The following is a 21,294-nucleotide window of genomic DNA, read 5'->3' as shown; positions in this document are numbered from 1 at the left end:
GGGCATACGTTGCAATTCGCCGTTGCATCAATCAAATTGTTTGTTGTTATGCCAGCCATCAGCGAGAGTTATTCATGAACCTGTTCCAGCTCCGCGCCTTCGACGCCGTGGCCCGTGAAGGCAGCTTCACCCGCGCCGCCGCACGGTTGTTCATCAGTCAGCCGGCGGTTACCGGGCACATCAAGGCGTTGGAGGAGCACTACCAGATCACTCTGTTGCGGCGCACCGCGCGTCGGGTGGAACTGACCGAGGAGGGCACCAAACTCGCGGCGATTACCCGCGCAATGTTTGGCCTCGCGGAAGAGGCGCAGACGATGCTCGAGGCCAACCGGCAATTACTCACCGGACGGCTGGAAGTGGCGGCGGACGGGCCGCACATGGTCATGCCGATGCTCGCCAGCCTGCGTGCGCGCTATCCGGGGATCACCGTGAATCTGCGTTTGGGCAATGCTCAGGAAACCCTCGCGGCGTTGTTGTCGGAACACGCCGATGTGGCGGTGTTGACCGAAGTGGAGCCGCGCAAAGGCTTGCATCTGCAAGCGTTGAGCGAATCACGGATCTGCGCCTTGGTACCGGCAGGGCATGCGTGGGCGATGCGCACCGGGGAAGTGAAGCTCAAGGAGCTGGATCAAGTGATCATGGTGTTGCGCGAGCCGAGTTCGATCACCCGGCGCACGTTTGATGAGGCCTGTGCGCAGGCGTCGATCCATCCGCGCGTGTTGCTGGAGCTCGATAGCCGTGAGGCGGTGACCGAAGCCGTTGCCGCTGAGTTGGGCGTTGGCGTGGTGTCCTCGGTGGAGGTCAGTCATGACCCGAGGGTGGTGGCGATTCCAATTGTCGGCGAAGGGCTGGTCAATCGGCACATGATCGGTTGCATGGAGCGGCGCCGGGATTTGCGCTTGATTCAGGCGTTCTTTGGCTTGGCGCCGGCCTGATACACCGAGTCGCCCCAATCGCTGGCAAGCCAGCTCCCACAGTGATCTCGGTCGTTCAAAGGTGCTGGGTACAGCCAAGAAACCTGTGGGAGCTGGCTTGCCAGCGATGGGGCCGGTATTCCTTACACAAGACTGTCGCGAACCATATCGAGGAAGGTCGCCACCACCCGTCGATTGCTTTGCTCGCGCAAACACACCAGCGTCTCCGTCAGTCGTCGTGTGCAATCTATTATCGGCAACGCACACACCCGCGAATCCGCACCAAACTCCGCCGCCGAAACAACGCCGACACCAATCCCGACCACCACCGCCTCGCGCGCCGCTTCCCGCCCCTCAACCTGAATCGCCGGACGAATACGAAACCCCGCCCGCGCCATTTCCTCTTCCAGCGTTTGCCGCGTCACCGAACCGTGTTCACGCAACACTAGCGGCGTGTCATCCAGGTCTGCCAGGCAAATCGATTCACGTTCGGCCCACGGATGATTGCGTGATACGAACGCCACCATCGGATCATTGCGCAGCGGCACACACAGCAAGCGTTCATCACTGACATCACGCCCAAGCAACGCCAGATCGGCCTGATAGTTGAACAGGCGAAACAGCGATTCATCGGTATTGCCGGTCTCGATCTTCACGCTGATGCCCGGATAGCGCTCACAGAACCGCGCGATCTGCGGCAGCACGTGCACCGGCGCATCCACCGCCAGAATCAGGCTGCCGGTCTGCAGGGCCTGGGATTCCTGCAGCAGTTCCTGCGCTTCGGCTTCAATTACAAACAGGCGCTGGGTGATCGCCAGTAAGCGCTCGCCCAGGTCGGTCAGGCGCACGGAACGTTTATTGCGGTGAAACAGCAAAACGCCGAAACGCTCTTCGAGTTTGCGCACTTGGTCGGATATCGCCGGTTGCGTGAGAAAAAGGCGCTCGGCGGCTTTGGTGAAGCTTCCATGCACGGCCACGGCGTGGAAGGCTTTGAGTTGGGCGTGGGACACCGACATGCAGTCACCTGATCGATAAGTCAGTAACAAGCTGAGCTTATGTGTGAAATACGATAAATCGATTTTATTTATTAAACAGTAATTGCTTTGATCGGCTCACGCCATCGCTGACTGCCCGCTCGGGCAGCACGGTGGCCATGAGCCTGTGCGTGCAACAGCAGGACTCATCTGACCGATATCGCCGTAGGGACGGGGTGATATCGCAGTGCTCAACAATAAAAACACAGGCGTTTTGCTTAACGATTCTGCCGGCACACTCACACCCTGAGGTCAGAACCACCATGAACAAGCACATCGGCACCATTGCGCGTTGGCGCGTGCAGATTTTCGCGATTACCTGGCTGGCGTACGCCGCTTTCTACTTCACCCGCAAAGCGTTTTCGGTGGCCAAACTGGGCATCGCCGAAGACCCCACCTTCATGCTCGACAAGATGGCCATGGCCAACCTCGATGCGATTTATCTGGCGGCTTATGCCCTCGGCCAGTTCACTTGGGGCATGCTCGCTGACCGCTTTGGCCCACGGGTCGTGGTGCTCGGCGGTTTGCTGATTTCCGCAGCGGCGGCGTTGGTGATGGGCAGTTTCGCCACGTTGCCGATCTTCGCCACCTGCATGTTGATTCAGGGGTTGGCGCAGTCCACCGGATGGTCGGGATTGTGCAAGAACCTCGGCAGTTTTTTCCCTTCCCAACAACGCGGGCGAGTGCTCGGGTTATGGAGTTCCTGCTACGCGTTTGGTGGTCTGGTAGCGTCGCCGTTCGCCGGTTGGTGGGCGTATACCTTGATGGGCACCTGGCACGCGGCATTCATTTCCAGTGCGGTGGTGGTTGCCGTGGTGGCGGTGTTGTTCTTTATCTTCCAGCGCAATAAGCCGGAAGACGTCGGCTTGCCGGCGGTTGAGCCGGAGCCTGAATTGACGGCGGAAGAAACCGAAGCCAACAGCAAGCTCAGTGTCTGGGAGCCGCTGAAGGAAATCCTGCGTAACCGCACGGTGCTGGTGCTGGGCCTGGCGTATTTCATGTTGAAACCGGCGCGTTACGCGATTCTGTTGTGGGGCCCGGTGATTGTCTTTGAACAGATGCCGAGTGTCGGCAAGGTCGGCGCGGCGATCATTCCCACTTCGTTCGAACTGGCCGGGTTGCTCGGGCCGATTCTGATCGGCCTGGCTTCGGACAAACTCTTTGGCGCCCGGCGTATGCCGGCCTGCGTATTGAGCTTGTTGGCGCTGACCGTGACGCTGGCGCTGTTCATGGCTGCGTTGCAGAGCGGCAGTGTGTTGCTGGTGGTCGCCTTGTTGTTTGTCATGGGCCTGACCCTCTACGGCCCGGATTCAATGATCAGCGGTGCCGCCGCGATCGACTTCGGCAAAGCCAAGGCCGGCGCCACGGCGGCCGGTTTCGTCAACGGCTGCGGCTCGGTCGGCGCGGTACTCGGCGGTTTGCTGCCAGGCTACTTCGACTCGGTGACGGTGTTCATCGTCTTCGCCGGTTGTGCGCTGTTCTCGGCGCTGGTGCTGATTCCGCACTGGAACAGCCGTCCGGTCGGCGTGATGGAGCCGCGTGCCTCAATCCCCAATTGCCCGCTGACGATCAAACCCCTGCGTTCCTGAAACCCTTTGCCTCGCGGCCTGCTGCGGCGCTCGCGGCAGGCTGGGTCGTGGCCATCTGACTTGGAGAACCCCACATGAGACCGTTTTGGCTGGAGCAGGCCTTGCAGGCCGACAGCTCTGAAACCTGCCCGCTGTTGCACGGCGAAGTCCGCGCCGATGTGTGCATCGTCGGCGGTGGCTACACCGGGTTGTGGACGGCGATCATGCTCAAGCAACAGAACCCCGAACTCGATGTGTTGCTGATCGAAGCGGACATCTGCGGCGCTGGCGCCAGTGGGCGTAATGGCGGGTGTGCGCTGTCGTGGTCGGCGAAGTATTTCACCCTTGAGCGCTTGTTTGGCGTCGAGGAAGCGGTACGTCTGGTCAAGGAATCGGAACGCAGTATCCACGCGATCGGCGAGTTCTGTGAGCAGTACGGTGTCGACGCCGATTACCGTCTGGACGGCACGCTGTACACCGCGACCAACCGCGCGCAAGTCGGTTCGACCGACGCGGTGATTGCCGCACTGGAGCGCAATGGCATCAACTCGTTCACCCAGCGTCCGCTGGCCGATGTGCAGCGCATGGCCGGTTCGAGCAAACATCTGGAGGGCTGGTTCTCGCCGGCAGCGGCCAGTGTGCAGCCGGGCAAATTGGTGCGTGGCTTGCGTCGGGTGGCATTGCAGTTGGGTGTGAAGATTCACGAAAACACGGCAATGACCGGGCTGGAGGAGGGACGCCCGGCGCGGTTGCAGACGCCGAATGGCACGGTGATCGCTGATCGCGTGGTGCTGGCGATGAACGCGTGGATGGCCCGTGCCTTCCCGCAGTTCGAACGTAGCGTGGCGATTGTTTCCAGCGACATGCTGATCACCGAACCGCGCCCGGATCTGTTGCAGGAGATCGGTTTGACCAGTGGCGTCACCGTGCTTGATTCGCGGATTTTCGTGCACTACTACCACAACACCCCGGACGGCCGGATCATGCTCGGCAAGGGCGGCAATACCTTCGCGTTTGGCGGGCGCATGCTGCCAGTATTCGATCAGCCATCGCCCTATGCCGGCCTGCTGAAAAACAGCCTCGCCGACTTCTTCCCGGCATTTGCCGATGTCAAAGTCGAGGCCACCTGGAACGGCCCGTCGGATCGCTCGGTCACCGGTTTGCCGTTCTTCGGCCAGATGAGCAGCGCCGGCAATGTGTTTTACGGTTTCGGCTATTCGGGCAGCGGTGTCGGCCCATGTCACATGGGCGGGCAGATTCTCGCTTCGCTGGTGCAAGGCCTGGACAATCCATGGACGCGTTCGCCGCTGGTCAACGGGCCGCTGGGCTACTTCCCGCCGGAGCCGATCCGTTACCTCGGCTCGCTGATGGTGCGCAACGCCATCCGCCGCAAGGAGCGCGCCGAGGATCACGGCCGGCGGCCTCGGCATCTGGATGTGCGTCTGGCCAGGTTCGCCGCAGCGGCGGGCAAGGCTGACAAAGGTTGAAGCACGGCGTGTTGATGTAGCGGGATCAGCGGGCGTTGCTGTTGAGCAACCAGTCGAGCAACAAGTCGTTGTCGCGTGCGGTCGGTGGTTCGCGAGGCGTCGGGTTGGGTGAGTTGCCCAGACAGAGAATTGGCCGGTCCGGGTCGCTGTCGAGGAAACTCACCCACACTTCACTGCCGGCGCAGGGCAGTTCGTCCCGTGCGAATCGACCATTGGCTCGCGTCATGGCGATGGGCAGCCAGACCGCGTCGCTATCAAGTGTTTGCGGTTGTTCCGAGGGCCACAGCCTGACGGCGACTCGACCTTGCTCATCGAGCTGCGCCGGTTGCCCGGTGGGTCCGACTACCTGTGCCAGGTGATACCCGGCGATGGCCGGGCGGGTTTGTTTGAGCGCTGGACGGTAGTCGGTCGACCAGGGCTGGGCGGTGAAATCGTTGTGGTAGCGGTGCCGCGGCGGTGTCGGATCCAGAATCGACGGATGTTGCCCATGATGGCGTATTGAAGTGAGTCGCCATTGTTCGTTGAAGTGGCTGATCGGATGCGCCGACACTTGCAGCAGATGCCCACTGAGCAAGCCCACCCGGTCAGAGCGGCCGTTGATCGTGCGATGCTGGCAGCGTTGCCGTTCCAGATGTCGACGGCTGCGTTGTTCGTGGTGACGTTGTTCGAGAGAGGGTATCGGCGGCAGGTGATTGGCTGTGATGTGGTTGGCGGCATCGTTGCTGAGCGCTTGCTGCCCTCGATTACGCACCGCATGCAGTGTGGCGATGGGGGCAGCGTGATGATGCTGGTACAGCGCACTGACGCAGGGGGAGGGCGTTTGCTCGCAAGCCTTGAATGCAACCAGCACCGGCATTTGCGGCAAGCTCAGGCTGTCATCGGCAAACACGACAATGTGCCCGTCCACCCGGTGTTCGAAGTGATAGTGAATGCCTTCCTCTTCGCAAAGCCTGTCCAGCAGCGCCAGATCGCTTTCTTCGTACTGGATGCAAAACGGCCGGATCGGGTATTGCCCGACGCTCATTTCAATCCGGTAGCCGTCAGCGGGCAAGGCATTTTCCGTGAGCAATTGCTCAAGGATCTGCGGCACGCTCAGTTGCACGAACACGCGCCGTTTGCTCGGCTGGGCCAGCCTCTGCAGGCGCGGCACAACCGTCAGTCGATAGCCGATCCGGTGTGTGCCTCGATGTTCGCAACTGGCACTGTCGATCACGCCGTGAATCCCATAATGGTCGTCCAGGCGCAGAAATGCCGGTTGATGCAGAAATGTACCCGGCGCCATGGCGGGGGCCAGGCCGATCAGTTCGATGTCGAAACGGTAGGGCTGGTTGAGCGCTTCCTCGCCGTGAAAGCGCACCACTGGCAGGCACAGACCGCTGTCGGTCAGGGTCAGGGTAAAAGGACTTTCCTTGTCATTGAGCATTCGAACGGGCTCTGTCAGGCAATACGGGCCTGAGAGGGTACGAAACCGCAGCGTTGAATGGTCATGTCAAATCCGTTTTTCAGAATCGCCCTACACGCTTTGGTGAAGATGTCGATTCCACATTGCGTTTTTTTGGTCGATTGCCGACTTTAGGCCGTATAAACTTGGCGCCACGCGTCGGCCAATAGATGTCTCGGCGCCACAGATCAAGAGAGTGAGTAATGGGCGCACAGTGGAAGGTTAAACACAAAGAAGCGGCAGCCAACGCCAAAGGCAAGATCTTCGGCAAACTGGTGAAAGAAATCACCATCGCTGCCCGCAACGGTGCCGATACCACCACCAACGCACACCTGCGTCTGGTGGTCGAACAGGCCAAGAAAGCCTCGATGCCAAAAGAAACCCTGGACCGCGCGATCAAGAAAGGCGCCGGTCTGCTGGGTGAAACCGTGCAGTACCATCGCGTGACCTACGAAGGGTTCGCCCCGCACCAGGTGCCGCTGATCGTCGAGTGCGTGACCGACAACATCAACCGTACCGTCGCGGAAATCCGCGTGGCGTTCCGCAAGGGCCAACTGGGGGCTTCCGGCTCTGTGGCCTGGGACTTCAACCACGTCGGCATGATCGAAGCCTCGCCGGACACCCCGGACGCCGATCCGGAAATGGCCGCCATCGAAGCCGGCGCGCAGGATTTCGAGCCGGGCGAAGAGGGCGCGACGCTGTTCCTGACCGACCCTACCGATCTGGATGCGGTGCAGAAAGCACTGCCAGAGCAAGGTTTCACCGTGTTGTCGGCCAAACTCGGTTACCAGCCGAAGAACCCGGTGAGCGGTTTGAGCGACGAGCAGATGGCTGAGGTTGAAGCGTTCCTCGAAGGCCTCGACAACCATGATGACGTGCAGGACATGTTTGTTGGCCTGGCGGGCTGATCTGTTTCTCCGGTGATGGCCTCATCGCGGGCAAGCCCGCTCCCACAGGTTCAGAGGTGTCCACACATTTTGTGAGCGACTCGGACACTGTGGGAGCGGGCTTGCCCGCGATTGACTGCGCAGCAGTCAGCTTTGCCGCAGAACCGCATTAACTTCAGCAAACCCCGGCCGCGCCAGCACCTCCGCCTGACAGCAACGCCGCTCCAGCTCTTCGAGCACCGCACGCAATTCATCACTCAACCCCGAGTCGATGCGTGCCAGCAATTCCCCCAGCAAAATCCCGAACGCGCGCACTTCAATACGTTGCAACGCCCGTGTTTCTGCTGTGTCGGCAACCGCGTGGAACGACGCCCCACCAAAATCCCCGAGCAGGCAATCGCCGTGTCCATTCAACAGAATGTTGTGCCCGTAGAGATCGCCGTGGGTGATGCCTTGCCGATGCAAGTGTTCTGCCGCCGAGGCAATGCCTTTGGCAACGTTCAGCGCAACCTCGGCGCTGAACCGGCAATCATCGGCGTAAACATCTCGCGAGCAGGATGCCAGGCTTGGCAGGTCGGCTAGGTTGCGGAAAGACGGATCGATCAACTGCATCACCAAGCCTTGCTGGCCGTCGGGATGGCCATTGATGCGCCCCTCGATGCGGATCAGATTGGGATGCAGACCGGCGGTGATACAGGCATTCATTTCGTGCAGCGGTGAACCGTCGCTAGTCATTTCACCTTTGTACAGTTTCACCGCGACCAGCGTCACTGAGCCATCGTCGCGTTGCCAGCTCGCCCGGGAAATCACCCCCGAAGCGCCTTCACCCAGCCGTTGCTCCAGGCGCAGCGCTGACCAAGGGATGTGCGGCGTCGCTTCCAGCGCGGCGGCGTCTGCCTCGGTTTCCAGCGGATTACCGGCGTAGGCCAGCCACGTCAGGCTCGGCAGCGCGAGCAGCCACTGCGGCAGTTCGGTCAGGCGGTTGGCGGCAATGCGCAGCAGCTCCAGTCGATGGCAGTTGCTCAGCGAGGACGGCAGCGCTTGCAGGCGATTGCCGGACAGCATGAGTTTTTGCAGGGCCGGGCGCTCACCGAGTTCGCTTGGCAGGCTTTCGATGCAGTTGTCGGTCAGGATCAGCCAGCGCAACTGAGGCGGCAGCGCTTGAGCGGGGACGTTGACGATGCGATTGGCCCTGAAACCGATCATCGTCAGCGCCGCGCACTGGCCGAGACAGGCTGGCAGTTCGGTGAACGGGTTATCGGAGCAGAACAGCACGCGCAGGCGCGTCAGACGATGCAAGTCATCCGGCAGGCTGCTCAATTGGTTGCCGCTGAGGTTGAGGATTTCCAGGGTGTCGGCCAGGTCGAAAATCTCGCGCGGGAACTCGGTCAGTCCACAAGACAGATCCAGACGCGTAATGCCCGACAACTCGCCGGCGCGCAATTGAGCAAGGGTGTGCATGTTGGTGTTCGCTATTGTTCAGTGGAGCGACGCTGGGGCGCTGGGAATGGGCAGCATGATAACGGCAAAGCCCGGGTTTGAATTGGACAGATGGCGAAACTTCAGTAGCCCTTGGTGGGAGCGCGCCTGCTCGCGAAGGCGGAGTGTCAGAAGCTGATGTTTTGACTGATAGGGCGCTTTCGCGAGCAGGCTCGCTCCCGCAGGGGAATGGCGTGCTCAGATCGTCCCGTGCACTTCTTGCAACTGCCCCAAGCGGCTGCGCGTGCGCGCCAGGTCGATGACATGGCCGTCCATGCTTTCGCGCAAGGGCAGTCGACCGAGCAGCGTCAGGTGCTTGTCCTGGTCGTACAGCACGTCGATCAGGTTGATGAAGCGCTGTTGCGCGGCGATCGAGCATTGCGCCAGTTCTGGCAGATCATCAATGATCCAGCGGTCGAAACGTCGACACAGTTCCAAGTAATCCATGACCGCCGTTGGCTGTTCACACAGGTCGTTGAAGGTGAAACCGACCCGCCGCTCCTGACAAAACCGCGCCTGAAACTGCCGGGTGCCGACTGTTAGCGTGACGGTTGGTGCGTCGGCAGGTGGCAAATCGAGGGCGGCGCGCTGTGCTGGCGTCGCCGGCCACACGTAATGCCCTTGGGTGAAGATCTGATGTGCAGAATGGCGCGTCTGGCTGCGGTAATCGTGCGGGCCGCCGACCTCCATCACCTGCATGCGCGTATTGATCAGTTCGATCACCGGTTTGAAGCGGGCGTGATAGAGCGGATTGGGCAGCAGGCCTTCAGGCGCGTAGTTGGAGGTGACCAGCAGCAGGATCCGCCGCTTGAACAGTGCCTTGAACAGCCGGGTGATGAGCATGGCATCGCCGATGTCATGCACATGAAACTCGTCGAAACACAGCACCCGGCAATCTTGCAGCAATTCGTCGAGGCAGACTTCGAGAGCATCGTCGTGCTCGCGATGACTGAACATGGCCTGATGCAATTGCGCGAAGAACTGATGGAAATGCAGACGCCGTTTCTGGGTGATCGGCAAGGCTTGAAAGAAACCGTCGAGCAGCCAGCTCTTGCCTCGCCCGACAGCGCCGAACAAATAGAGGCTCTGGGGTGTGCGAGCGCTTGCGCCGAGCAAAAGACTCGCCTGCTGCGCCATGCAATCGATGACGCACTGCTGGCTGTGGCTGAGGGTGTAGCCCTGACCACTGGCCTTGTGCCGAAAGTAATCGCGGATCGACTGGGCACTGGCATCATGGCCGGCACTGGCCGGAAAACCTTTGCCGAACCAGCGGCGCAACGCCGGCCAGCGCTGGATCAGTCGTGATCGTTTCGGCGGTTGGGCAGGCACTGTGGGCGTCTCCGTGTTCGTCAAGACCGGCACCCGGGAGCGCGGCAACGTAGTGTAACCAGACGCCGACTTGGCCAGCCACCGCAACGATCCGAGAGTGGGCGGTTATTGGACAAATTTGTGCGGCACGTACAGCTATTTTTAGCGACATGGCTCGACGTGTTGCCAACCTTTCGAAACATATCTCGGGCGATCCCTGGATCCAATCGACTGGCGGAATCGTCGACCATTGCTAACCTCAATCACAGAAACGACGTCGCAAGCGATCGCTGACAAGGAACGGCGCAGTGAATGTACAGGTAGTCATGGGCTTGCTGGTTGTACTCGTTGCGCCTGTTCATGCGGCGGATCTTCAAGTCGAAGTGCGCGTTGACGTGCAGCGCGGCTGCCAGTTGATCGGCCAGCAGCGTGGCGCCGGCATTGAGCAACTGGGTGTGCTCGACTTCGGCAGCACCGCACGCCTCGATGACCCCGCCGGGCCGTTGGCTGCCGCATTGACCAATCAGCGCCTGCCACGGCTGGAGTGCAACCCGGACACGCCGTACCAGATGCGCGTCGATGGCGGCTTGCATGGCGGTGTCGGTGAAGTCCGCTACATGGCCGGTTCGTTCGGCAGCAAACCGATTCCGTATCGCTTGTATCAGGACGCGGCGCGCCGGGTACCGCTGGTGGTGGATGTGCCAGTCAGCGGGCGGGTGCCGGACAGTGGCACGGTAGAATTGCCGCTGTATGCGCGGATCGAGCGTCTGGCTGAGGTGCCGCAGGTCAGTCGTTATTCGGATCTGGTCAAGGTGACGGTTACCTGGTGATCGCGGTATCAAGGCAACCGCTGGACGCGGGTGCACAAGGAAGGCGTTCAATCATGAGCGCGGTGATCGATTCAGCGTGAAGGAGCAGGGACGGGCGCAATGACAGGCAAACACTGGATGGTGGTGGCGGCAGGTACGCTGGCATTGCTCGCAGATGACGCGCAAGCGGCGATGAGCGGGCAGATCAATGCGCGGCTGATCCTGATTGCCGGCTGCGAAGTCACCAATACCAGCACGCCCGAGAGCCCGGTCAGTGCCCTCGGCACCCTCGATTTCGGCCTTCAGGGGCCCACCTGGAACGCACCGATCAAGGCCAGTCTCGACGGTGACAGCAGCGGTACACTCAACGTTGCCTGCAATCCTTCGGTCACCGGCTTCACCGTCACTATCGATGGCGGTACCCACGGTGACGGCAACACCCGGCGCCTGAGCAACGGCCGCCAGACCCTTCCCTATCAGCTGTTTGTCGATCCCTCCGGCGCCCGGAGCTACAGCATCGGCCAGCAACACAATTTCGCTGTCACCAGCGGTGCGCAGATACCCATTCCGGTATTTGGCTCGGTGGTGGCGAATACCCGCGCGGTGCCGGCAGGGGTCTATACCGACACCCTGACGGTGACGCTCGACTGGTAAACCCGTAGAGGACGGACACCATGCGTACGTTTGCATCAAGGATAGGTTTGTCGTTACTCGGCCTGGCGCTGGTTTCCAGTGCCAACGCCGCCACCACGGTCACCGGCCAGATCACCTCCAGCCTGATCCTGATCAGCAGTTGTCAGGTCAACGGCGCCGGCGGTTCCACCGGGCTGAACTTCGGTGCGTTGAATTTCGGCACCGCCAACAGCCTGTTCACCACCGCCACCGGGCAGGTGTTGGGCGGTGGTGGCGGGGCGCTGTCGATTCTCTGCTCCAGTGGCACCACGCCGACGGTCAAGGTGCGCGCGGGTTCCCATGACGGCATGTCGCCGGGCGGCACGCGAGCGTTGTATGACGGGGTGGCCAATTACGTGCCGTACGACTTGTACACCGATGCCGGGCACTCGCAACTGCTGGCGATCGACGGGACCATCAACCTTGCGGCCAGCACCGGTGTCGCGCAGACGGTGAACCTCTACGGTCAGGCGGTGGGCAAGGCCGGTTTGCCGGCGGGGACTTACACCGACACCGTCGCTGTTGAACTGACGTTCTGATGCCATGCGCTGCCATGGCTGCGCCGCGTTGCTCCTGCTTTGTGCGGGCAGTGCACCGCTGCCGCTGACCGCCGCGACCAGCCAGAGCTTTCAGGTCAGCGCCACGGTCACTGCCGGGTGTCTGGTGGTGGGCGGGGTATCGAATTATGGCGGGCTGAATTTCGGTTCACGTTCGGCACTGGCCACCGGCACCGTACAGGTCGCGCTGACCGGCGGGGTGCAATTGCAATGCACGCCGGGCGTAACGCTGAACATGAGCGTCGATGGCGGCCAGTACAACAGCAGCGGCCGGCATATGCAGGTCAACAGCGGCAGCGCGCGGGTGGCGTATGCACTGTTTCGTGATGCGGCTTACAGCCAGAGCCTGGGTATTGGCCAGAGTGTGGCGGTGGCTTACAGCGATGCGAACAACATCAGCCTGCCGATTTACGGTCAGGTGCAATTGCCGGGCAATCAGCCTGGGGGGACGTACAGCGACGTGTTGCAGGTGCAACTGTCGTGGTAAGGCGAAGTTGAATGGCCGACAAGGAGCAGGTTTATGGGGGCAGTTACGTCACGGCATTCGCTCGTGTGTTGCGCGATGTGCGCGGTGGTCATGTTCGGGGCAAGCAACGCACACGCTGCCAGTTCGGTGCTGATCTGGCCGATCGATCCGGTGCTGGAGGCTGATCAGCAGGCCAGTGCGCTGTGGCTGGAGAACCGCGGCAGCGAAACCGCCAATCTGCAGATCCGCGTGTTCGGCTGGAGCCAGAGTGGGTTCGCCGAGCAATACCAGAACCAGCGCGACGTGATCGGCAGCCCGCCGGTGGCGAAAATCGAACCGGGGCAGAAACAATTGGTGCGTCTGACCCGGACCAAGGAAGTGCCGCCGGGGCAGGAACTGGCCTATCGAATCATCATCGACGAAATTCCCACTGCGCAACCAGCGACTACCGACGGCGGCAAAACCGCCGCCGCGATCCGCTTCCAGATGCGTTATTCGGTACCGCTGTTTGCCTATGGCGCGGGGCTGTGGAGCAAGGAAGACAGCACCCGTGCGCGCGATCCCAAAGGTGTCGGTCTGCCGCAGTTGAGCTGGCGCACGGTGGCGGTGGACGGCAAGCCCTACGTCGAAGTGCGCAATCAGGGCGCGGTGCATGCTCGGCTGACCGACGTGGCCATCAAACAGGCCGGGCAGAGCAAGCCATTGGCCGAAGGGTTGTTGGGTTATGTGCTGCCCGGTGCGGTGATGCGCTGGCCGGCACCGACGCCGCTGACCAGTGATTCAGCGTTGCAGGTACGAGTAAATGGCGCGGCACAGGTGCAGAGCATCACGCCAGCCAAGTGAGTGAGTCGTAGCGCAGGCATCTGGCGTCGACGCAAGCGGTATCAGGAGGATTGAGTCCATTGACGGACGTAAAGCGCGTATGAGCCCAGGACGGGTTCGCCGTATTCAGCGTCCGTTGTGGCTCATCACCGGCGCGTGTTGCCTGATGTTCATTCAACCATCCGGGGCCGGCGATCTGCCGCCGCCACCCAGCGGCATGGAGGCCGTGAGTGATGCACAGTTGTTTCTGGAACTGGTGGTCAACCAGATGAATACCGGGCGCGTAGTGGCGGTGCAGCAGCGCGACGGGCGCTTGTTTGTCCCGGCAACGGCGTTGCGTGAAACCGGCATGAAGCTGCCCGACAGTCTCGGCGCCGAGGTCGATCTCGACAGTCTGGCGGGGCTGCACTCTGACTACGACAGTGTTGGTCAACGCCTGCTGCTGGACGTGCCGCCGGACTGGCTGCCGGAACAGTTCATCGGTAATCGACAAGCCTATCCGCGCACCCCGGCGCTGAGCAGTTTCGGCGCGCTGTTCAACTATGACCTGTACCTCAACGACACTGACGATGCCGGCACTTACCTGGCGGCGTGGAACGAAGTGCGGCTGTTCGACAGTTGGGGCACGTTGTCCAATACCGGGCAATACCGGCGCACCTTGTCCGGTGATTCGCTCAACACGCTGGACAACGGCTACTTGCGATACGACACCACCTGGCGTTACTCCGACGACGAGCGAATGCTTACCTATGAGGCCGGCGACGTGATCAGCGGCGCTTTGCCGTGGAGCAGTTCGGTGCGTCTGGGCGGCGTGCAGTTCTCGCGGGATTTCGCGGTGCGCCCGGATCTGGTGACCTATCCGTTGCCGCAATTTGCCGGTGAAGCAGCGGTGCCGTCCTCGGTGGATCTGTTCATCAATGGCTACAAGTCCAGCAGTGCAGACTTGCAGCCGGGGCCGTACACACTGACCAATATTCCGTTCATCAACGGCGCTGGCGAAGCTGTCGTTGTGACCACTGATGCGCTCGGTCGGCAGGTCTCGACCACGGTGCCGTTCTATGTCACCAGCACCTTACTGCAAAAAGGCTTGAGCGACTTTTCCGTGGCCGCCGGTACGTTGCGTCGCGACTACGGTTTGAAGGATTTCAGTTACGGGCCGGGTGTCACCTCAGGCAGCCTGCGTTACGGCATCAGCGACAGTTTCACTCTGGAAAGCCATGCCGAAGCGGCCGATTCGCTGACACTGGGCGGCCTCGGCGGCAACCTGCGTCTGGGCAATTTCGGCGTACTCAACAGCGCGATGAGTCAAAGCCGCTTCGACGGCGAGGGCGGGCAGCAATTAAGCCTGGGCTATCAGTACAGCAACCAGCGTTTCAGCTTTTCTTATCAGCGGCTGCAACGTCACGCTCAATACGCCGATCTGACCGTGGTCGACAGCCCGTACATCAGTCTTAGCCGGCGTAGCGAGCAAGCGACCCTGAGCCTCAACCTAGACCGCTGGGGCAGTCTCGGCGCGGGTTATTTCGATGTGCGCGCGGCGGACGATTCGCGCACGCGGCTGCTCAACCTCAGCTGGAGCAAGCCGCTGTGGCGCAACAGCAGTTTCTACCTCTCGGCCAACCGTGAGATCGGCGACAGCAACTGGGCGGTGCAGGCGCAACTGGTGATTCCATTCGATCTGCGCGGCAGCCTGGCGATCAGCAGCGATCGCAGTAAAACCGGGCAGAGCCAGCAGCGGGTCAACTATAGCCGCGCGGTGCCGACTGAGGGCGGCGTGGGTTTCAATCTGGGCTACGCCAAGGGTGATGGTGCTGATTATCGTCAGGCCGACGTCACCTGGCGTCTGCAATCGGTGCAGTTGCAGGCCGGCGTCTACGGTACTTCCGACGCCGAAACCCGTTGGGCCGATGCCAGTGGTTCGCTGGTGTGGATGGACCGTCAGGTGTTCGCCGCCAACCGCATCGACGATGCATTTGTGGTGGTCAGTACTGAGGGTTTTGCCGACATTCCGGTGCGCTACGAAAATCAGCAGGTCGGCCAGACTGACAAGAATGGGCATCTGCTGGTGCCGTGGAGCAGTGCCTATTACCGCGGCAAGTATGAAATCGATCCACTGAATCTGCCGGCCAACGTGCGCAGCCCCAACGTCGAACAGCGCATCGCTGTGCGGCGTGGCAGCGGTTATCTGCTGGAATTTCCGCTGACCCGAGTGATTGCCGCGAGCATCGTGCTGGTCGACGCGCAGCAGCGCGAGTTGCCGCTGGGCGCGGGTGTGCTGCATGAGCAGAGCGGGACGCGGACGGTGGTCGGTTGGGATGGGCTGGTGTATCTGGAAAACCTGCAGGCGCAGAACTCGTTGCAAGTGACGCTGGCCGACGGCAAGACCTGTCAGGCGCAGTTCAGTGTCGATCTGAATCAGGATCAGGTGCCGTTGATTGGCCCGTTGGTGTGCCAATGATGTTCCGGCGATGGCTGTTATGTCTGGCACTGCTTATACCCGGGGCGGTGCAGGCCGCGTGCTCGGTGGTCAGCACCACGCCAGCGGCGTTTGGCACGCTCAGTTCGATTGCCGTGCGCACAACTTCGCAACCCAGTTCCACGTTGAATGCGGGTTTGAGTTGCACCGGTTCGCTGCTGTCCCTGCTGACCAGCAACGACCACTTCTGGGGCACCGTTTCATCGACTCAAAGTGGTCTGGTCGGGCCGACCGGCGATGTCATCAATTACACGATCTACGCCAACAACAGCACCAGCTATCCGCTGACTCGCGGCACTGCCTATGACTTTGCGCGCAACGGCATCATCGATGCTCTGGGCCTGCTCAACGGTACGACGCCGAAAACGGTGCCGCTGTATCTCGGTACCACCATTGGCAGCAACGTCGCCGCCGGGGTGTATACCGAAACCCTGAGTATTTTCTGGAACTGGAATTACTGTTCGGGCATCGGCATCGGTGCTATTTGCCTCGGGCGTGATATCGCCAACGGCACGACGTCGTTGACGGTGAACTTGACGGTGTCCAACGACTGTACGATTACCGCACCGAACATTGCCTTCGGCAGCGCGCCGGTGGTCAGCGCGTTCACCCCGGTGACCGGACAGACGATCAATCTGGCCTGCACCAAGGGCAGTGCCTACACCGTGGGGCTGAGCGACGGGCAGAACGCGGTGAGTGTCGGTGGCCGGCGCCGGATGATTTCCGGAAGCAATTATCTGGCCTACGACATTTTCAAAAGTGCCGGCACCACGCGTTGGGGCAGTGTCGGCGCGGCACGGCGGGCGAGTACCGACGCCGAGGTCAATCCGGGAAACGGCTTGGGCACGGGCAGTCAGATCTTCAACTACAACGCGAAGATCTACACCGACCAGACCACGCCGCCGGCGGGCACGTATCTGGACAATGTGGTTTTGGACGTGGGTTTCTGAGCTGACACGATCCTTTGTATGAGCTGTCGAGTGAAACGAGGCTGCGATCTGTTGATCTTGCCCTTAAGAACAAGATCAAAAGATCGCAGCGTGCCGCAGCTCCTACGTAGAACAGCGGTGTTTTCAGAATTGCAGTGATTGCTTGAGCTGTTGCGCCGCTGGCGTATCGACCGGGCTGACCATGGCGTAGTTGTACCCGCCACCCGACCAGTATTCGGCCTGCAAGTCGCCATCACTGCGGCTTCCACGCGGCAAAAAAGTGTTCTTCGGCCCCGGCGGGCGCACGTAGAAACTCACCTTGTGGCCACTGCCATCCTCATACATCACCATCGCTGCCGGGCCTTCGTCGGTGCTGAGCAGGCGTCCGCTGACCGGTTCAAACCCGGCCGCCTTCAGATCCGGTAAACGACTGGCCCGGTTGAAATAGCGGTCGAGCCAGCGCTGCATGTCGCCATCACTGTCGACCTTGTAATCAGCCGGCAGCATGCCTTGCTGGGCAATCAGGCGATAGGCTTGCAAGGCGTCGGTCATCGGCAACATGGACGGGCGCACCAGGGTCATTTCCCGAGCCTGCCAACCACTGAATCCGCCGACGCTGACCGCTATCAGCAACACCGCCGCGCTGGCCAGATGGCGACGCGATTGACGCTGGCGGCGCTGGCGAATCATCGCCGGATCAAGCGCCGGGTTGGCCGGTTGCTGCAATGCGCCGCTGAGTGCCGCGCGCAATTGCTGGGCATCCTGTTGCCAGGCGCGAACCTGCGCCGCTTCATCCGGGTGACTGGCCAGCCAGGTCTCCAGTACACGCCGGTCGGCGTCGCTGAGCTGGTGGTCGACATAGGCGTGCAGGTCACGCTCGTTGGGAGGCAGGCTGATCATTTGAGTATCCGCAAAGAAGGGCTGCTGATTTCGCCGTCGCTGAGTTGGCGCAAGGCCTGGCGGGCGCGGGACAGGCGCGACATCACGGTGCCGATCGGGGCGCCGAGAATCTCGGCGACCTCTTTATAGGAAAGGCCTTCCACCGAGACCATCAGCAACAGGGCGCGCTGTTCGCTGGGCAGGCGATCGAAGGCTTGCAGGGTCGACTGGGCGATGACGGTGCGCTCGACCGAGGGTTCGGCATCGTCGCGGCCGGTGAAGAATTCGAGCATGCGCGCATAGCGTCGGGAGCGCCGATGGGCGTCGAGAAACTGCCGATAGAGGATCGCAAACAGCCAGGCGCGCAAGTCGCCGTCGGCGCGTTTATCGCCCCAACTCGACAGTGCCCGCTCGAGGCAAGCCTGTACCAGATCGTCGGCGCTGCTGCTGTTGCGTGTCAGTGACACGGCAAAGCGGCGCAATCTGGGAATGATTTCTCTCAACTGTTCGTCGAATTCGCTCATGAAATTCTGCTAGTCACTACGCTGTGGACTAGGGAGACGTCCGTCGTTGGAGGTTATTCCACGTTCGGAAAAATAAATACCGTCGCGTGGAATAAACCCGGACGAGGCGCGTCTTGCTGATTCTTCCTACTTGTGGCCGATGGCCCTGGAGTTTTTCATGGTTGATCGTTCATCACCCGATGCTGCACCGCCCGGCGGGCCGCAGCGTCCGCCACTGAGTGCGGCGAGCCTGGTTCTGCGTCTGGGCGGCATTGCCGTGGTAGTCGCCGCAGTGGCCGGAGCATTCGCCTACGTTCACGGCAACTTTGACCCACAACGCCTGACGCCAAAAGCGTTGGTCGATGTGCTGGAGAAGAACAACGGCGTGCACCCCGGGTTTCGCCGTAACCACGCCAAAGGCGTGTGCGTGATCGGGCATTTCGAGAGCAGTGGTGAGGCACGGGCGTTTTCTACCGCGCAGGTGTTCAACGAGCCGCAGACCCCGGTAGTCGGGCGATTCGCCTTGCCAGCCGGCAATCCGTATGCACCGGACAGCAGCGTGCCGATTCGCAGTCTGGCGTTGCGATTCACCCAGGCCAACGGGCAGCAGTGGCGCACCGGGATGAACAGCATGCCGGTGTTCCCGGTCGGTACGCCTGAAGCGTTTTATCAATTGCAGCAGGCGCAGTCGCCAGATCCGGCCACCGGTAAACCGGATCCGAGCAAGGTGCCAGCGTTCTTCGCATCGCATCCGGAAGCCGTGCCGTTTCTGACCTGGGTGAAGACCGCCAAACCCTCGGCCAGTTACGCCACCGAAACCTACAACAGCGTCAACGCGTTTTATCTGGTCGACGCCAGCGGTAAAAAACAGGCCGTGCGCTGGAGCATGACGCCGTTGGCGCGAGACGCTGCGGGCGCCACTGCGCCTGAGGGCGGCGATTTTCTCGAGAAGGATCTGGTGCAGCGGTTGGCGTCTGCGCCGTTGCGTTTTCAGTTGAACATCACCCTGGCCAATCCTGAGGACCCGGTGAACGATGCCAGCAAGACCTGGCCCGACGGCCGCAAAGTGTTGAACGCCGGCACACTGGTGCTGGAAAAAACCCAGCCACAACTGAGCGGCGAATGCCGTGATATCAACTACGACCCGCTGGTGCTGCCGGCCGGGATTCAAGGCTCCGACGACCCGTTGCTCGCGGCGCGTTCCGCCGGTTACGCCAATTCCTATCTGCGTCGCACCAGCGAAGTCAGCCAGTTGCCCGCTGCCAAACAGGAGGCTCGTCCATGAGCACTCAACCGACGCATTTCGCCCTGTTGGCGCGCCTGCTGCACTGGCTGATGGCGATCATGATCATCGCCATGCTGTTTATTGGTGCCGGCATGGTCACCTCGGTTTCCGAGCGGCATGAATGGTTGATCCATCTGCACAAACCGCTGGGCATTGCGATTCTGGCGCTGGTGATTGTCCGTTTGCTGGTGCGGTTCACTACGCGCCAACCGCCGCTGCCAGCGGATTTGCCAAGTTGGCAAGTGATGGCGGCGAAGGCTTCGCATCTGCTGCTGTACGCGTTGATGCTGGTGTTGCCGTTGCTGGGCTGGGCGATGATCAGTGCTTCGGGTGAACCGGTCATGCTCAGCACAACGTTGCAGTTGCCAGCCATTGTTCCGGCCGATGCGCAGTTGTTCGCGTTATTGCGCAAGGCGCACGGGTATCTGGCCTATCTGTTGTTTCTGACGGTGCTGCTGCACCTGGCGGCGGCGCTGTTTCATGGCTGGATCCGCCGCGACGAGGTGCTCGACAGTATGTTGCGCGGTCGCGACCGCGGTTAACTCGCTTGAGTGGCGCAGCGTGCCGGTGCGCCGCTTTTCAGGGTCAGCCACCAGTACGCGAGCGCCACGGCGTTGATGCCCGCGCCGAGCAGGCACACGCCGATCCAACCGGCCCACGCGTACATCGCGGTCGAGCCGATGGAGCCGAGCGCGCTGCCGATCGAGTAGAACAGCATGTAACCGGCGGTGAGACGGCTTTGCGCTTCGGGGCGCACGCTGTAGATCATGCTCTGGCTGGTGACGTGCACCGCTTGCAGACCCAGATCCAGAGTGATCACGCCGAGTAGCAATGCCCACAGCGAAGATTGGGTGAGGGCGATTGGTAGCCATGAAGCGAGCATCAGCAACAGCGAAAGACCGCTGACCCATTGTCCGAGGCCGCGATCAGCCAGATGCCCGGCGCGTGCAGCGGCCAGCGCACCCGCTGCGCCAGCCAGTCCGAACAGACCGATTTCACTGTGCGACAAAGAAAGTGGCGGCGCGGCCAGCGGCAACACCATCGGCGTCCACAGCACCATTGCGCTGGCAAAGGTCAGCAGCGCCAGGATCGCGCGTTGACGCAGTACCGGTTCCTCTTTGAACAGACTGAATACCGAAGCAATCAGTGCGGTGTAGCCAGTCGCCGGTTGTGGGGCTTCATGCTTGGGCAGGACGCGAAACAGCAGCAGCGCCATCAACAATGTCAGCCCTGCTGACAGGAAGTAAATCGCTCGCCACCCAGCCAGATCGGCCATGCCGCCGGCAACCGTGCGTGCCAGCAGAATTCCTACCACGATACCGCTGGTGACCACCCCGACCACGCGCCCGCGCTGGGCCGGGAGCGCCAGCGTGGCGGCGTAAGCCACCAGCACCTGCGTCACTACCGCGAGCAGCCCTGTCAAGGTCATGCCAAGCAGCAGCCATACACTGTTGGGCGCCAGCGCGATCATCAACAATGCCGCTGCCGATAGCAGCGTTTGAGTGACGATCAATCGGCGCCGGTTGAGCAGATCACCGAGGGGCACCAGTAGTACCAGACCGATGCCGTAGCCGATTTGCGTCAGGGTGATGACGATGCCGATGGTCGCCGGCGACAGGGCAAACGCCTCGGCCATGGCGTCCAGCAATGGCTGTGCGTAATACACGTTGCCCACGGCCAGACCGCAGGCCACAGAGAAAAGCAAAACGGCGCTGCTTTTGAGAGGTTTCATATCCCGCATCCTTTTAGGTTTCAAAATAAAACCTTGATCACGGTAT

20 protein-coding genes are annotated in these 21,294 nt (G+C 61.4%); 13 read left to right on the top strand and 7 right to left on the bottom strand.

Going from position 1 to position 21,294, the window contains the following annotated elements; genetic code table 11:
* Positions 1-74 precede the first annotated feature (74 nt).
* Complete coding sequence (locus ACZZ0A_RS15065; RefSeq protein WP_447786210.1) at positions 75-935, top strand: LysR substrate-binding domain-containing protein; 861 nt, start codon at positions 75-77, stop codon at positions 933-935.
* Positions 936-1,057: 122 nt separating this feature from the next.
* Here ACZZ0A_RS15065 and ACZZ0A_RS15060 read toward each other — a convergent pair whose 3' ends face one another.
* Positions 1,058-1,930, bottom strand: coding sequence for a LysR family transcriptional regulator (locus tag ACZZ0A_RS15060; protein WP_007917288.1), 873 nt, complete (start codon positions 1,928-1,930; stop codon positions 1,058-1,060).
* 281 nt (positions 1,931-2,211) lie between these two features.
* Here ACZZ0A_RS15060 and ACZZ0A_RS15055 point away from each other — a divergent pair, with 281 nt between their 5' ends.
* Together ACZZ0A_RS15055 and ACZZ0A_RS15050 are read left to right on the top strand one after the other, a co-directional pair.
* Positions 2,212-3,537: an MFS transporter gene (locus ACZZ0A_RS15055; RefSeq protein ID WP_007917286.1), complete on the top strand. Its 1,326-nt coding sequence runs from the start codon at positions 2,212-2,214 to the stop codon at positions 3,535-3,537.
* Between the two features lie 74 nt (positions 3,538-3,611).
* Complete coding sequence (locus tag ACZZ0A_RS15050) at positions 3,612-5,003, top strand: FAD-dependent oxidoreductase (protein WP_463543395.1); 1,392 nt, start codon at positions 3,612-3,614, stop codon at positions 5,001-5,003.
* 25 nt (positions 5,004-5,028) lie between these two features.
* Here the strand turns inward: ACZZ0A_RS15050 and ACZZ0A_RS15045 are convergent, their stop codons facing one another.
* Entirely contained in the window at positions 5,029-6,426 is a 1,398-nt protein-coding gene (locus ACZZ0A_RS15045) for a type VI secretion system Vgr family protein (RefSeq protein ID WP_463543394.1), read from the bottom strand.
* A gap of 221 nt (positions 6,427-6,647) precedes the next feature.
* Between ACZZ0A_RS15045 and ACZZ0A_RS15040 the strand changes: the two genes are divergently transcribed.
* Complete coding sequence (locus ACZZ0A_RS15040; protein WP_007917279.1) at positions 6,648-7,352, top strand: YebC/PmpR family DNA-binding transcriptional regulator; 705 nt, start codon at positions 6,648-6,650, stop codon at positions 7,350-7,352.
* 126 nt (positions 7,353-7,478) lie between these two features.
* On the opposite strand, the gene ACZZ0A_RS15035 is transcribed toward ACZZ0A_RS15040, so the two are convergent.
* Positions 7,479-8,792, bottom strand: a complete 1,314-nt coding sequence (locus tag ACZZ0A_RS15035) for a leucine-rich repeat-containing protein kinase family protein (protein WP_463543393.1) — start codon at positions 8,790-8,792, stop codon at positions 7,479-7,481.
* A 216-nt stretch (positions 8,793-9,008) separates the two neighbouring features.
* Positions 9,009-10,139, bottom strand: a complete 1,131-nt coding sequence (zapE, locus tag ACZZ0A_RS15030) for a cell division protein ZapE (RefSeq protein ID WP_414915803.1) — start codon at positions 10,137-10,139, stop codon at positions 9,009-9,011.
* 305 nt (positions 10,140-10,444) lie between these two features.
* Here zapE and ACZZ0A_RS15025 point away from each other — a divergent pair, with 305 nt between their 5' ends.
* From ACZZ0A_RS15025 to ACZZ0A_RS14995, 7 genes are all read left to right on the top strand, one after another.
* Complete coding sequence (locus ACZZ0A_RS15025; RefSeq protein WP_042704908.1) at positions 10,445-10,948, top strand: Csu type fimbrial protein; 504 nt, start codon at positions 10,445-10,447, stop codon at positions 10,946-10,948.
* 99 nt (positions 10,949-11,047) lie between these two features.
* Positions 11,048-11,581, top strand: a complete 534-nt coding sequence (locus ACZZ0A_RS15020) for a Csu type fimbrial protein (protein WP_007917274.1) — start codon at positions 11,048-11,050, stop codon at positions 11,579-11,581.
* Between the two features lie 20 nt (positions 11,582-11,601).
* Entirely contained in the window at positions 11,602-12,138 is a 537-nt protein-coding gene (locus tag ACZZ0A_RS15015; RefSeq protein ID WP_007949687.1) for a Csu type fimbrial protein, read from the top strand.
* A 4-nt stretch (positions 12,139-12,142) separates the two neighbouring features.
* Positions 12,143-12,643 (top strand): Csu type fimbrial protein, encoded by a 501-nt coding sequence (locus ACZZ0A_RS15010; protein ID WP_007917272.1) that lies wholly within the window; start codon positions 12,143-12,145, stop codon positions 12,641-12,643.
* 33 nt (positions 12,644-12,676) lie between these two features.
* Positions 12,677-13,465 (top strand): fimbrial biogenesis chaperone, encoded by a 789-nt coding sequence (locus ACZZ0A_RS15005; RefSeq protein ID WP_123376227.1) that lies wholly within the window; start codon positions 12,677-12,679, stop codon positions 13,463-13,465.
* A 79-nt stretch (positions 13,466-13,544) separates the two neighbouring features.
* On the top strand, positions 13,545-15,902 hold the full coding sequence (locus ACZZ0A_RS15000; protein WP_007917269.1) for a fimbria/pilus outer membrane usher protein: 2,358 nt from the start codon (positions 13,545-13,547) through the stop codon (positions 15,900-15,902).
* Positions 15,899-16,870: a Csu type fimbrial protein gene (locus ACZZ0A_RS14995; protein ID WP_007917267.1), complete on the top strand. Its 972-nt coding sequence runs from the start codon at positions 15,899-15,901 to the stop codon at positions 16,868-16,870. The genes ACZZ0A_RS15000 and ACZZ0A_RS14995 overlap by 4 nt, the downstream gene beginning before the upstream one ends.
* A gap of 123 nt (positions 16,871-16,993) precedes the next feature.
* Here the strand turns inward: ACZZ0A_RS14995 and ACZZ0A_RS14990 are convergent, their stop codons facing one another.
* Positions 16,994-17,749, bottom strand: a complete 756-nt coding sequence (locus tag ACZZ0A_RS14990) for an anti-sigma factor family protein (protein WP_095113715.1) — start codon at positions 17,747-17,749, stop codon at positions 16,994-16,996.
* The gene (locus ACZZ0A_RS14985; RefSeq protein ID WP_007917263.1) at positions 17,746-18,252 is read right to left on the bottom strand and encodes a sigma-70 family RNA polymerase sigma factor; all 507 of its coding nucleotides are present in this window, start codon (positions 18,250-18,252) and stop codon (positions 17,746-17,748) included. Before ACZZ0A_RS14985 ends, ACZZ0A_RS14990 begins: the two co-directional genes overlap by 4 nt.
* Before the next feature lie 157 nt (positions 18,253-18,409).
* Between ACZZ0A_RS14985 and ACZZ0A_RS14980 the strand changes: the two genes are divergently transcribed.
* Together ACZZ0A_RS14980 and ACZZ0A_RS14975 are read left to right on the top strand one after the other, a co-directional pair.
* Positions 18,410-19,516, top strand: a complete 1,107-nt coding sequence (locus tag ACZZ0A_RS14980) for a catalase family peroxidase (RefSeq protein ID WP_007917260.1) — start codon at positions 18,410-18,412, stop codon at positions 19,514-19,516.
* Positions 19,513-20,058 carry a cytochrome b gene (locus ACZZ0A_RS14975; RefSeq protein ID WP_123376225.1) on the top strand — a complete coding sequence of 182 codons (546 nt, stop codon included), beginning with the start codon at positions 19,513-19,515 and terminating at the stop codon, positions 20,056-20,058. The genes ACZZ0A_RS14980 and ACZZ0A_RS14975 overlap by 4 nt, the downstream gene beginning before the upstream one ends.
* Here the strand turns inward: ACZZ0A_RS14975 and ACZZ0A_RS14970 are convergent.
* On the bottom strand, positions 20,055-21,248 hold the full coding sequence (locus tag ACZZ0A_RS14970) for an MFS transporter (RefSeq protein ID WP_123376224.1): 1,194 nt from the start codon (positions 21,246-21,248) through the stop codon (positions 20,055-20,057). The genes ACZZ0A_RS14975 and ACZZ0A_RS14970 overlap by 4 nt on opposite strands.
* Positions 21,249-21,294 lie beyond the last annotated feature (46 nt).

The sequence above is a fragment of the Pseudomonas sp. AC242 genome (assembly GCF_979258655.1).
The sequence above is the reverse complement of the archived record's forward strand: the minus strand, read 5'-3'. Positions and strand labels throughout refer to the sequence as shown.